At 31.8% G+C, this 13,908-nt stretch carries 10 protein-coding genes; 7 read left to right on the top strand and 3 right to left on the bottom strand.

All coding sequences use genetic code 11. The annotated features are described in order from the left end of the window. Position 1 precedes the first annotated feature (1 nt). Complete coding sequence (locus B2217_RS04750; RefSeq protein WP_180906371.1) at positions 2–736, top strand: DUF2911 domain-containing protein; 735 nt, start codon at positions 2–4, stop codon at positions 734–736. Between the two features lie 36 nt (positions 737–772). On the opposite strand, the gene B2217_RS04745 is transcribed toward B2217_RS04750, so the two are convergent. Further along, a complete protein-coding gene (locus B2217_RS04745) occupies positions 773–1,207 on the bottom strand; it encodes a potassium channel family protein (RefSeq protein WP_180906372.1) in 435 nt (144 codons plus the stop codon). A gap of 185 nt (positions 1,208–1,392) precedes the next feature. Here B2217_RS04745 and B2217_RS04740 point away from each other — a divergent pair, with 185 nt between their 5' ends. Continuing rightward, the gene (locus tag B2217_RS04740; protein ID WP_280045756.1) at positions 1,393–3,012 is read left to right on the top strand and encodes a glycoside hydrolase family 10 protein; all 1,620 of its coding nucleotides are present in this window, start codon (positions 1,393–1,395) and stop codon (positions 3,010–3,012) included. Positions 3,013–3,898: 886 nt separating this feature from the next. Here B2217_RS04740 and B2217_RS04735 read toward each other — a convergent pair. Next, on the bottom strand, positions 3,899–4,606 hold the full coding sequence (locus tag B2217_RS04735; RefSeq protein ID WP_125350218.1) for an RsmE family RNA methyltransferase: 708 nt from the start codon (positions 4,604–4,606) through the stop codon (positions 3,899–3,901). Then, positions 4,606–5,625: a tRNA (adenosine(37)-N6)-threonylcarbamoyltransferase complex transferase subunit TsaD gene (gene tsaD / locus B2217_RS04730; protein ID WP_291122137.1), complete on the bottom strand. Its 1,020-nt coding sequence runs from the start codon at positions 5,623–5,625 to the stop codon at positions 4,606–4,608. Before tsaD ends, B2217_RS04735 begins: the two co-directional genes overlap by 1 nt. Before the next feature lie 63 nt (positions 5,626–5,688). Here tsaD and B2217_RS04725 point away from each other — a divergent pair, with 63 nt between their 5' ends. The 5 genes from B2217_RS04725 (at position 5,689) to B2217_RS04705 (ending at position 13,817) form a co-directional block, all read left to right on the top strand. Next, positions 5,689–10,284: a translocation/assembly module TamB domain-containing protein gene (locus B2217_RS04725; protein WP_291122136.1), complete on the top strand. Its 4,596-nt coding sequence runs from the start codon at positions 5,689–5,691 to the stop codon at positions 10,282–10,284. 212 nt (positions 10,285–10,496) lie between these two features. Further along, positions 10,497–10,967 carry an Lrp/AsnC family transcriptional regulator gene (locus B2217_RS04720; RefSeq protein WP_291122135.1) on the top strand — a complete coding sequence of 157 codons (471 nt, stop codon included), beginning with the start codon at positions 10,497–10,499 and terminating at the stop codon, positions 10,965–10,967. A gap of 33 nt (positions 10,968–11,000) precedes the next feature. Then, positions 11,001–11,702 (top strand): NUDIX hydrolase, encoded by a 702-nt coding sequence (locus B2217_RS04715; protein WP_038336322.1) that lies wholly within the window; start codon positions 11,001–11,003, stop codon positions 11,700–11,702. 9 nt (positions 11,703–11,711) lie between these two features. Continuing rightward, positions 11,712–12,194, top strand: coding sequence for a hypothetical protein (locus B2217_RS04710; RefSeq protein WP_219034200.1), 483 nt, complete (start codon positions 11,712–11,714; stop codon positions 12,192–12,194). A 207-nt stretch (positions 12,195–12,401) separates the two neighbouring features. Then, the gene (locus tag B2217_RS04705) at positions 12,402–13,817 is read left to right on the top strand and encodes an L-serine ammonia-lyase (RefSeq protein ID WP_280045761.1); all 1,416 of its coding nucleotides are present in this window, start codon (positions 12,402–12,404) and stop codon (positions 13,815–13,817) included. Positions 13,818–13,908: the final 91 nt, after the last annotated feature.

Raw genomic sequence — 13,908 nt, 5'->3', positions numbered from 1 at the left:
TATGAAAATAACATCAACAGTTTTAGCTTTGTTAATAGGAAGTTGTGCTTTTGCGCAAATGAAATTTCCTGCGGTAAGTTCTCATGCTGAAGTTGAGCAAAAAGTAGGTTTGACAGAATTTGAAATTGAATACAATCGACCAAATGTAAACGGAAGAAAAGTGTTTGGAAAATTGGTTCTGAATGGAGAAGTTTGGCGAACTGGAGCGAATGAAAATACGGTCATCAAATTTGATAAACCAATCAAAGTGAATGGACAAGAGTTGGCTGCTGGCGAATATGCGTTGTATAGCATTCCGAACAAAGAGGAGTGGGAGGTAATTTTTTATAAAGACACGAAAAACTGGGGGAATCCGAAAGAGTGGAAAGAATCGAATATAGCGTTGAAAGTGAAAGCTCCGTCGACAAAATCGATGAATAATAAGACAGAAACGTTTGAGATTCGTTTTACAAATGTGACGCAAAAATCGGCGAATTTGGTTTTAGCATGGGATAACACAACGGTTGTTTTGGATATTGAAACGAATACAATTAATGAAGTTTTAAAAATGATTGGAGATCAATTGAATGAAAATTCTTCTGCAAAAGATTTTTACAATTCAGCAAACTTCTATTATTCGAATAAATTGGATCGAAATCAAGCGTTGAAATGGGTTAATACAGCTTTAGAAAAAGATGCAAATGCGCCAGATTATTACAAAGAATTGAAAGTTAATTTGGAAAAAAATAAATATTAATTAAAAATCCCTTCAAAAATTTTTGAAGGGATTTTTTTATTGAGTAATATTCTTCTTTAAGATAATTTGTAGGTAAGAAAACATCAACGCAGTTGACCAGCCTACCATCATAATTCCGTTTATAGCTTCTAATCCAGCCATAATTTTCCATTCGCTATCAATCACAACATCACCGTAACCAACGGTTGTAAAAGTGATTAATGAAAAATAGATTGCTTCTTGAAAACTATATAAATTGTCAATATTTGGATTGAAATAAAAAGTAGCCGCCCAAATTGTACATTGTGCACCGTGCAATAAAGTCAAGAAAGATACTGAAATTGCCATTTGCCAAAGCACTTCACTAAACGTTAATCGTTGTTTTCTGAGATTAAATTTATGTAGATATTTTAGCGAATAAACCGTAACAGTTGATTGTAAAATAACATTTACACAAATAATCAATACACCAAAACATATAATTAGAAACATATTTTTATCAATTATAGATGAGTACAAAAATGTAAAGAATAAAATTTATAAAACACTTTTTGAAGCGAAAAATTTTGTAAATTTAATAGAGAAGGAAAATCTAGATATCCTAAATATTTGATAAAATCTGGATTAATAAAGCTTTATTACTAATTTTGTAACGCTAAAAATACATATTTCAACGAATGAAAATTAATTTTAAATATATTTTGATGTGTTTCGGAGTAGCTACAATTGGCTTAACTTCGTGTGCTTCAAATAAAAGTTCGAAAAAAATAGTTTATAAAAAAGTAGAATCTAAACAGCCTACAAAACCTGTAGAATCTACGCAAACAACTATTCCTACTACACCAAAAACTGAAATTCCGAACAAGAAAGAAGAAGTTTTTACAGTGAAATTACCAGAAGTAAATCGTGAATTCCGCGCGGCTTGGGTGGCTTCTGTTGCAAATATTAACTGGCCTTCTAAAAAAGATTTAACGACAACGCAACAAAAAGATGAAGCGATAAAGTTGTTGGATATGTTAGAAGCAAACAATTTCAATGCAGTTATTTTTCAGGTTCGTCCAGCAGCAGATGCTTTGTACAAAAGTAATTTCGAACCTTGGTCTTACTTCTTAACTGGAGAAGAAGGAAAAGCGCCTTCTCCATATTATGACCCGTTAGAGTTTTGGGTGGAAGAAGCGCACAAACGTGGAATTGAGTTGCATGTTTGGTTAAATCCTTACAGAGCGCATCACAGTAGTGGAGGACCGGTGACAAGTGAGTCGATGGTGAAAAGATCGCCAAGTAATGTGGTGAGACTGAAGAACGGTATGTATTGGTTTGATCCTGCTGACAAAAAAACGCAAGATCACGTTTCGGAAGTTGTTCGTGATATCGTTTCGCGTTATGATATTGATGGTGTTCATTTTGATGATTATTTCTATCCATATGCATCTTACAATGGTGGAGCAGATTTTCCAGATAATTCAACATGGAATGTTTACAAAAACAATGGAGGGACATTATCGAGAGCTGATTGGCGTCGTCAAAATGTGAATACAATTATCGAAAGAATTTATAAAGAAATCAAAGCAGAAAAGCCTTTCGTTAAATTTGGAATTAGTCCATTTGGAATTTGGAAACCAGGTTATCCTTCTGGAATTACAGGTTCTTCGCAATATGATGAATTGTATGCAGATGCAAAATTATGGTTGAACAAAGGTTGGGTTGATTATTTTTCACCACAATTATATTGGCCAATTAATTCGACAGGACAAAGTTTTCCTAAATTATTAGAATGGTGGAAATCAGAAAATACACATAACCGTCATCTTTGGCCAGGTTTGAATACTGTAGAAGTTAAGGTTTCGGATAGAACAACTGAGATTACAAATCAAGTAAAAATGGCTGGAGAGATTTTGCAAAATAATGTAGGTGTTATTCACTGGAGTATTGCTGGATTAACGAAAAATCCTTCGATGTTAAGTTATCTAAAAGAAGGTCCATACAAAGCTAAAGCTTTAGTGCCAACTATGAATTGGATTAAGGCAGATCGTTTGGCAAAACCAAGTTTGTCTGTAAATGCAAAAGCATCAGAAGTTGTGATGAATTGGAATGACTATAAAATGAATTCAAATGTTTCGAAATGGATTTTGTACACACGTTACAACAACGATTGGGAAACATCTATTTTGGATAAAACCAAAACAAACCAAACAATTTTGAAACATAAAGATGGTAAAAGCTTAACGGCAGTTGCCCTAAAAGCTGTTGATCGTTTAGGAAACGAGAGTGATTATGTTGCTCAAAAAATTAATTAAAAACAGAATTTCTTTAAATATAAATCCTCAACGAAAGTTGGGGATTTTTTTGTTTTTACAACTTTGTTGTTTTTGTATATTTGATTATTCACTAATAGTTTAACACATATTTAAATAACCATAATTATATGAAAAATAAAATAGGTTTCAATATTATTTTTGCGCTTATTGCATTTCCAATAGGACTAGCTTTGTTAAGAGAGTTTAATTTTCAAGATTTTACGTTTAGAAATACAGCATTAGGTATTATTTATTTAGTAACCTTTATATTCTGTATATTTTTTATGTTGAAGAAAAAGAAAGTTGAAAATTAGAATTTAATATAAAACATAAATCCTCAACATAAGTTGAGGAGTTGTTTATTTTTTTCTCTTTAAAATATAATAAAGCGCATCGTCATNNCATTCTCTTTTGAGGTATACGCAAACTGAAATTCATATCCATTTGCAGACATAAAATTTAACGCATCAATCATCGAATTAAATTTTACTGCAATTCCGCGTTCATCTTTTATTTTCAAACCATTTTTCAGTGAAAAAGATTTGGTTTCTTGTCCAAAATCCAATCGAATATTCATTTTTGTACTCAAACCTCGCCCAGTTCCAATAATCTGTACATAATCAACATTGATATCTTTAATCGGAACATCATTTACAGTTTGCGCAACCGAAAAATTACCGATGAATAATCCCAAAATAAGTGCTAATTTTTTCATAAGTTTTAAATTTTGATAAAGATATTTATTTTCGAATGAAAGAAAAAAGCTGTTTCAAAAGACTAAAATTAGTCATGTCATTTCGACGCATGGAGAAATCTGTAATTTAGATTTCTCATTTCACTACGTTTCATTCGAAATGACATTTTTGAAACAACTTTCTTAATTATATTATTTCAATCCCCAATCAACAGCAAAAACAGCTTGTAAAGCTGCAGTTTCAGTACGGAAACGTTGATGTCCAAGACTAATTCCTGTAAAATTATGATCTTCTGCAGCGAAAATTTCATCTCTCGAAAAATCACCTTCAGGACCAATCATAATCAAAATTTTCTGCGGATTATTTTCCAAAACTGTTCGTAAAGGCGTACGTTCAATATCCGCTTCGCAATGCGCAATACATTTCGTGAAACCTTCAAAATCCTGTTTGATAAATTCATTGAATTTTGTCAAATCATTTACTTTTGGCAAATACGCTTTCAACGATTGTTTGGTTGCAGATTGTACAATTTTTTCAATTCGCTCGATTTTAATATTTTTTCGTTCCGAATGAAAAGTCTGTAAAAAAGTAATTTCGTCAATACCAATTTCAGTTGCTTTTTCTAAGAAAAATTCCAAACGTTCCATTGTTTTTGTTGGTGCAATTGCAACATGTAAATAGTAATTTTTCTGCTCGAAATTTACTTTTAAGTCAACAACTTTTCCTTCAACTGCTTTTTTAGAAATTGATGTAATTTCAACTTCAGCCAAATTTCCTTTTCCATCTGTCACGTGCACCAAATCGCCTTCATTTCCGCGTAAAACTTTTGCAAAATGATGACTTTCTTCTTCGTTGAGAATAGCTGTGTCATGATGAATTTCTCCAAAAAATAATTTCATTAAATATGGTATTTAGCTACAGATTTCGCTGTGTTTTCTGTAAATAACTCTTGATCAAATTTTAAACTTCCAACCATTGCAATCATCGCTGCATTGTCTGTTGTATAAGCAAATTTTGGTATAAAAGTTTTCCAACCAAATTCAGTTTCTCCATCTTTTAATCGTTGACGAATTTCAGAATTTGCAGAAACTCCACCTGCAATTGCAATTTGTTTAATTCCAGTTTCGTCCGATGCTTTTTTTACTTTTTCCATCAAAATATTTACGATAGAACGTTGAATAGAAGCGCACAAATCATCAATATTTTCTTCTATAAAATTTGGATTTGCTTTGACTTCTTTCTGAATAAAATATAAAATTGACGTTTTGAAACCGCTAAAACTAAAGTTTACACCTTCAATTTTTGGTTTTGCAAATTTGAATTTTGTAGGATCTCCAATCTTAGATTTTTTGTCGATAATTGGACCTGCAGGATAAGGTAAATTTAAAATTTTACCCGCTTTATCAAATGCTTCACCAGCCGCATCATCAATCGTTTCTCCTAAAATTTCCATCTCAAAATAATTATTGATTTTCACGATTTGAGTATGTCCACCAGAAACTGTTAAACATAAAAATGGAAAAGTTGGTTTTTCGTCATTGGCATCTTCAATAAAATTTGCCAAAATATGTGCTTGCATGTGATTGACTTCAATCAACGGAATATCCAATGATTGACTGAAAGATTTCGCAAAACTTCCGCCAACCAAAAGCGATCCCATCAATCCTGGACCACGCGTATACGCAATTGCTTTAAGTTCTTCTTTGTTAATATTTGCCTGTTTTAGGGCTTGATCTACGACGGGAACAATATTTTGTTGATGTGCTCTCGAAGCTAATTCTGGTACTACGCCACCATATATTTCGTGAATTTTTTGGCTTGCCACTACATTAGAAATAATTTTATTTCCGTCAATAATTGCTGCGCCTGTATCATCACAAGAAGATTCTATGGCTAAAATGTAGTTTTTATCGCTCATAATTCCTTGTAGAATAAAATTTATAACTTATTTTTACCCTGCAAATATCGTAAATTTAAACCATTGAAAATAGTCAGACGAATAGGAAGATTTTTATTGTCGTTGATTATACTCGTTTTAACCCTTGTTTTAACAGTAGCAATCGCAATACAAATCCCTGCGGTACAGACAAAAATAGCTCACTTTGCCTTAGAAAAATTAAATAAATCGTTGAACACACAAATGTATGTAGATGCGGTTGATATTGATTTTTTTGGACGTATTTATTTCTATGGTGTACACATTAAAGACGATCACAAATATGATTTTTTGAAGTCGAAGACTTTAGAAACAACAATAAATGTCTGGTCACTTATACCAGGAATCAAAAAAGATCACATTGATTTGAGTGAAGTGAAATTGATTCAGCCCGAAATTCGTGTGATTACGTACAAAGGCGATTCGATTTCCAATTTTATCAAATTTGTGAACGGTTTTAGTTCTGATAAACCAAAAGATCCGAAAAAGATTTTCAAATTGGATGGAGATTTTATTTTGGAAGACGGTAAAGTTTCAATTGTTAATCAAAATTCTGGGAATATCTGGTTGGATTCAAAACAGTTGAACATGACTGTAAAAAAGTTTCGATTAGTTGATTCTGATATTACGGCTGATTTAGAAAACTTCTGCTTTGTTGCGACAAAAAATAAAGAAACGTATAACGTACAAAACTTTACAGGAAAAGTTCATTATTCGAAAAAAGAAATTCGAGTTGGGAATTTGAATTTGAGAACGGATACGTCTGTTTTGAATGGAAATTTATTGTTGAGTTACGATGAACCCTCGGATATGAGTGACTTTGAAAATAAAGTTCGTTGGGATGTTTTTTTTGATCGAGGTTCTAAGATTAACTTTAAAGAAATTCGTTATTTCACACCTTTATTTGATAAAAATTCGTCAGTAGATTTATATGGAAAGGTAAATGGAACGCTGAATAATTTGACTTTTTCTGATTTCGAATTAAAAGGTGAAGATAATTATGTTGGAGCTTCTCGCTTACAATTGCAAGATGTTTTGCATGGTTCTTTGTTAAATTTTTCGACAAGAAATGTAAAAATTAATACATCATATCAAAAAATAACAAAATTACTTCCAACCTTTGTTTCGAAGAAAATTCCAAATATGTTGACACGTTTTGGAAACCTAAATTATCGTGGAGATATTTTGTTAAATCCAAATGAAATTCATGCGAATGGTTACGCCATTTCTGGACTTGGAGATGCTGATATTAAAGCGCAAATCAAGAATTATAAAAATGTAAAAGCCTTAATTTATAAAGGTACTTTAGATGCGAAAAACTTAAATCTTCGTCAATTAACTAATGCAAAAGATTTGGGTTATGTAAGCGGGAAGTTTAGATTTGATGGAAGAGGAACAGATTTGAAAAATATCAATTTAAATCTGGATGGAACACTTCGTTATATGGATTTGATGGGCAAACGTTATCAAAATATTACGGTTGACGGTTTGGTTAAAAATTATCAATTCAATGGCTTGTTCGATATCAAAGATCCAAATCTAAATGCGCAATTGAAAGGTAAAATTAACTTTAGTGGAAAACCTTATGATTTTGATTTTACTTCGAATATTCGTCAAATTAATTTAGATTTTCTTGGAGTTACAAAAAATCTAAATGCAATTGTACGCGGTGATGTAGAAGGGAATTTTAAGTTGACAAATATTAATGATTTTAGAGGAAATATTGATGTCAAAAATCTTTACTTCCGTTCGAAAAAAGATACGTTAGAATTGTCACATGTCATGTTGAATTCTCAAATAGATGGTTCGCATAAAATCATGACTTTGGATGTTCCTAATTATATGCGCGCTACAGTAGATGGTCGCTATAATATTACGGAAGTTGCCAATGTCATCAATAATTCGCTTGTAGATTTAGTTCCATCTTTCCGTCATAAAAAAGTTTCGCCAAATCAGGCTTTTTCGTTTGATGTTTATGTGCAAGAAAATTTATTACAATATATCGATTCATCTATTTCGATTGAACCTGATACGCATGTAAAAGGTTATATTGATGGTACGAAAAATCAGTTGGAAGCGACTTTGGATACGCCTGGAATAAAATATGCAGGAATTCAATTGTTCCAATCTAATGTTAATCTAAACACAATTGCGGAGTTGCCAACGTTGAATGCGAAGATTGATAGTTTGAAAGTAAGTGGTGTAACGATTAATGCAATTAACGTAAATTCGATTCCGAAGAATGATACGATGATTGTGAAAACAGATTTTAATATTGGTCGAAAAAATCCAATTTTATTTAATCTGAATCTTTTTCATACAGTTCAGAATAATAATGATTTGATTTTTGGATTTTCTCCTTCAACAATACAAATTGATTCGACACAATGGACAATTAATCATTTGAATGATGCAAATTCGAATCGTGTAATTTTTAATCGAATTAATAAATCATTAAAAGTTGAAGATTTATCATTAGAATCAGAAGAACAATATTTAAAAGTAAGTGGTTTATTTAATAACAACGTAGATTACAATTTCAATGCTGATTTTAAAGATTTGCATTTAGAAAAAATCATTCCTAAAACATTATTGAATAATCTAAAAATTGTCGGTATAGCAAATGGTAAAGTAGATATTATTCGTACAAAAGAAAAATTAGAACCAACACTTGAAGCTGAAATTGATAAGTTAGGTTTAAATGATTTTGAGCTTGGTAATTTGACTTTACAAGGAGGTTATAATGTAGCGGATAAACAATTTAATTTTGAAACAAGTTTACAGAAAGAGCAAATTCAATCGTTGGTTGCTTATGGTAATATTATTAATAAACCGACAGGTCCTGAGGTTGATGTAGATGTCAATTTTGACGAGTTTCACATCGATTTCTTAGAAGGATTCTTAAAATCTGTTTTCTCTAATATGCGTGGAACGTTATCTGGTGATTTAAAAATTACTGGACCAATTGATTTGCCAAATCTTAGTGGAAATATGATTGCAAAAGATCTTGGTTTGAAAGTGAATTTCTTAGGAACAGATTATTTATTTGAAGGAGAAAATGAATTGCTTGTTTCGAAACAAGGAAAAGGACAAGGTATTATCATGTTGAATGATATTGCATTTAAAGACACTGCGTACAATACAAAAGGAAAAGTTGACGGAGCAATTCTTTTCCGCAACTTATCTAAATGGGGTCTCAACTTAGATTTCGATACGCAAAATTTATTAGTGATGAACACGTCTATTAAAGACAATGAATTGTTTTATGGAAAAGTATTTGCGAAAGGAAATGTAACCATGTTTGGTGCGGTAGAAGAGTTGGAGATTGCTGGAGATGCGACAGTTGTTGGAAATTCTGAGTTAACGATAAATACAGGTAGTACAACAATTGAGTCAGAAAATAATTTGGTACGTTTTGTTCCTAATCAACATCTGGACGAAAAATCTAAAAATAATGAACCGCATGCGCCAAAAGGAATGTCGATAGATGTCAACATTAATGCGTATCCAAATGCAATGGTGAATTTGATTTTTGATGCAGCTACAAACGATAAAGCGACAGCGCGTGGTACAGCAGAAAATCTTAGATTCTTAATGAATAAAGCAGGATTGAGTATTACGGGTGTATATAATATAGAAAGTGGAACGTATGAGTTTAGACAATTTCCTCTTATTCCGAAAGATTTTAAAATCAAAAAAGGATCTTCGGTACAATTTGCAGGAAATCCGCTCGATGCAACGCTTAATATTACAGCTGAATATCAACGTTCGGTGTCAAATGTTGGAGACTATTTAGGTGTAGGATATTCACAAATTTATGATGCTCTCTTATCAATTAATATTTCCGAAACGTTGAAGAAACCTATTATCGATTTTGGATTAACAATTCCTAATGCAGGTTCGGATATCAATTCGCAGTTACAGTCAAAATTCCGTTCAAATACAGAAGAACAGATGCTTCAGTTTAGTTATATCTTATTGACAGGTAAATTTGGTGATGCTTCGGCTGTTCAGTCTGGTGTAACGAGTACAGCTGCCGATATTGGTTTATCGACAATTGCGGGCATGTTATCATCTATTGCAAATAATGTAGATATACAAATGGAGTACGTAGGTGGTAGTGCACAATCAGAGACAAATGATAAAATTAGAACTTCGGTTTCATATCGCGTTAATAATCGTTTAAGTTTGCGTGGTTCGTATGGAATTGCGGTTACAAATAATAGAAATGTACAAGAGAACTTCGATGGAAATTTTGATGTTTCTTATGATATCTCGAAATTGAATAATGGATCTTTGGTCTTAAAAGCATTTACAAAACCTACAACTTTCGGTTTATTGCCAGGAATGGAAAATAACTTGAATCAAAGTTTCGGAGTTGGAATTCAATACAACAAAAGTTTCGAAACGTTTAGAGGTTTCTTAGGTTTAGATGAAAATAAACGAAAAGCAAAAGCTAAAAAAGAGGAGCAAACGCAAGAAAGATTTGATTCGATTGTCCTTCCGAAACAGTTTAAAAGTGAGGAAAGAAGAATAGATTCTACTCGTCAAACTACAAAAGATACGGTCAAAGTTACGTATCAAAAAATTACTCAACCTAAAGTGGAACAAAAACGTCGTGGTTTAGTCAAAATTAAATAAAAAAAAATGAGTTTATTGTGGTTAGACAATAAACTCGCGCAAACAAACAAAAGTGATTAGTTCTTTCTTTTTCGAACTATTATTATAACAAAAGTAAAATATTAAATAAATCATTAAAAAATATTTTGAAGTTTGTTTGTTTTATTTATAATTTTGCTAAAAATTAATTCGATTTTTTATTAAAATAATAATAATAATCAAAAATTAGGAAAATGAATAACATAATTGATGATGTTGATAAGAAAATTTTGATGTATTTGATTGACAATACAAGAATGCCATTTACAGAAATTGCAAAGAAAATGAATGTTTCTGCTGGTACTATTCACGTACGTGTCAAGAAATTAGAGGAGGCTGGAATCATCAAAGGAACTACACTAATTACAGATTATGATAAAATGGGTTATCAGTTTGTTGCGTATGTAGGATTGTTACTTACAAAAACAAACAAAACTCAGAAAGTGATAGATGAATTATATAAAATTCCTAACGTAACAGTGGTTCACGTTGTGTCTGGGAAATATAATATTTTCTGTAAAATTCGTGCAAGAGATACTTCTGATGCGAAAGATGTTATCTACAAAATTGATCAAATTGATGATGTATTGAGAACAGAATCTATGATTTCGTTAGAAGAATCTTTTAACGATAAAAATAGATTGATGCATTCAATTTTTCATTAAAAATAAATTTCAATTTATTAATCATCCCACAAAATGACAGACGAAGAAAAAGAAAAATATTTTCAGGTCGCTCTATGTTCAAGTCTCGTACTTTTCGGGTTTGATGGAGAAGATCTCAAAATATTGGTGTACAAAAAACTAAACGATCCTTTCAAAGGAGCATTGGTTTTGCCAGGAAAATATATTGCGCCAACGGTAAGTAACGATCAAGCAATTCACGAATTGTTGATTGAGAAAATTGCTTACGATGAGCATCAAACATATATTGAACAATTGAAAGCTTTTACAAAAGTTTTTCGTAATCCATTAGGACGTGTTGTAAATGTTGCTTATTACGCTTTGGTTAAATTGACACCTCAAATAGAGGAAAAAGTGAAAACACAAGGTGGAGAATGGTATGCTTACGACCGTGTTCCGGATTTGGCTTTTGATCACAATGAGATTGTAAAATATGCAAAAGAGCGTGTGAAACGTCGTGTAAAACGTCGTCCAGTAGGATTTAACTTACTTGGAGATGAGTTTACAATTGCGCAATTGCAAAGTTTGTATGAAAAAGCCTTGAATCGTGAGTTGGATAAACGTAACTTTAGAAAGAAAATCTTTAACTCAAATTTAATTATCGAAACAGGTAATACAACAGATCCTAAACAACATCGTAAAGTATCTAAATTGTATCGTTTTGATGAAGAAAAATACGAAAAATTGAGTTTGAAAGGATATGATTTCTTATTTTAAAATAAAGCTATGACAGATCAAAAAGTAGAACAAAATCAAGAACGTGACGATATTTTTGACACAAAAGTTTTAATGTCGGATAATACCAAAACAAAAGATTTGAAACACGAAGGAAACAAAACATCATTCCTTTTCAAGTCAATGATCTTTATAATGGTTTTCTTGATTTTGAGTATTCTTTATCGTGGTTATCAATTATTGGTGACAAATGATTATTTGTTCCGCCAAATGATGAACGAAGATGCGCCAGAAATGCCAAAATGGTATCCAATTTCGACTCTTGTTTTAGGAGTTATTGCATTGATAGGTATCTTTTTAGTGAAATCTTATAAAAGAATTGGTGTATATATGGTTGTGACATCATTATTTGTGTCAGCAGCAATGCAGCCCGAATTTATGGCAGATGGAACACTTTTTACCATGTTTACATTATTTGTGTTTATAGGTTATGGTTTAGCGATTATCTATCCATATTGGCACAAGTTTAAATAAAAACTTAATAAAGTCTAGAAAAGAGGTTACAATTAGTTGTGACCTCTTTTTTTGATGCTGAATTATTTGTATTAATATCATTCAATATGAATATTTTAAGCATGTTAATTGTTTAAGTTGATAAAAAAACTGCTTAAATAAAGTGAATATGAGAATTTAACGGCTATATTTGTCTTGTGTGGAAAAAATATAAATTAAAAGTACAAAATGGATTGTATTTCAGTATTTGATATGCTCAAAATTGGCGTTGGTCCTTCAAGTTCGCATACTTTAGGTCCTTGGCGCGCTGCAGAAGCTTTTCTGAAAGAATTGGATGCTGCATCTATCTTTAATAAAATTACAAAAGTTCGTGTAGATTTGTACGGCTCTTTATCGCTTACGGGTAAAGGACATGCAACTGATTATGCAGTAATGTTAGGGTTAAGCGGTGCTGATCCTGAATATATTCCTGTTGATGATATTTCGAATATTATTAATACAATCAATACAAATAAACAATTAAATTTTGGAAATAAATTTTTAATTGATTTTAATCCCGAAACTGATATCGTTTTCAATCGTGAGTTTTTATCTTTTCACGCTAATGGAATGATGTTTACAGCTTTCTATGAGAACGAAGAATTATCTTCTACGTTTTATTCGATAGGGGGAGGATTTATTACAAAAGAGGATGATAGTGCTACCAATACAGATGTCACTTGTGCTTTTCCATATTTATTTAATACATCAACAGAATTATTAGAATTTTGTTCGAAAGAAAATAAATCGATTTCTGAAATTATGTTCGAGAATGAAAAAACAATTCGAACTGAAGATGAAATTCACCACGAATTAATGCGTGTTTGGAATACCATGTTAGAGTGTATGTATATTGGTTGTCATACAGAAGGTATTTTACCAGGCGGATTGAACGTGAAACGTCGTGCTTACGATATGCACAAGAATTTGGTTGGAGCAACACCTTATTTTAATCCACAAGAATGGATTGCTTCAATCCGAAAAACCAAAGTATATTTTCGTCAAATCTTGAAATGGGTAAGTTGTTTTGCTCTTGCTGTTAATGAAGTAAATGCTTCGTTAGGTAGAGTTGTAACAGCTCCTACAAATGGTAGTGCAGGAGTTATTCCAGCAGTTTTGATGTATTATTTGGTAATCGAAAATCATAAAGCTGGTCAAAAAGAGATTGAACAATTCTTAACAACAGCAGGAGTTATTGGTTCTATTTTTAAGAAAGGAGCAACTATTTCTGCGGCAATGGGAGGTTGTCAAGCTGAGATTGGTGTATCTTCGGCTATGGCTGCAGCTGCATTATGCGAATTAATGGGAGGAACTCCTGCGCAAGTAACGATGGCTGCCGAAATTGCAATGGAACATCATTTAGGTTTAACCTGTGATCCGATTGGAGGTTTAGTTCAAATTCCTTGTATCGAGCGTAACACAATGGGAGCGATTAAAGCGATAAATGCGGCAGAATTAGCACTAGATACAGATCCATTGACTGCGAAAGTTCCGTTAGATAAAGTTGTGAATACGATGTGGGAAACTGCAAAAGATATGAATAATAAATACAAAGAAACTTCCGAAGGAGGTTTGGCAGTTGCTGTAAATATTGCAGACTGTTAGTAATTTATTCATTATCAATAAAATAATATTATGTGTATTAATTGTAAGGATTATGAATGTGTGTTGTGTATTTCAAAAATAATCCTTACAT

Origin of the sequence: Empedobacter sp. UBA7620 (assembly GCF_002484185.1) — a bacterium.
In the GTDB taxonomy this organism is placed as follows: Bacteria; Bacteroidota; Bacteroidia; order Flavobacteriales; family Weeksellaceae; genus Empedobacter; species Empedobacter falsenii_C.
The sequence above is the reverse complement of the archived record's forward strand: the minus strand, read 5'-3'. Positions and strand labels throughout refer to the sequence as shown.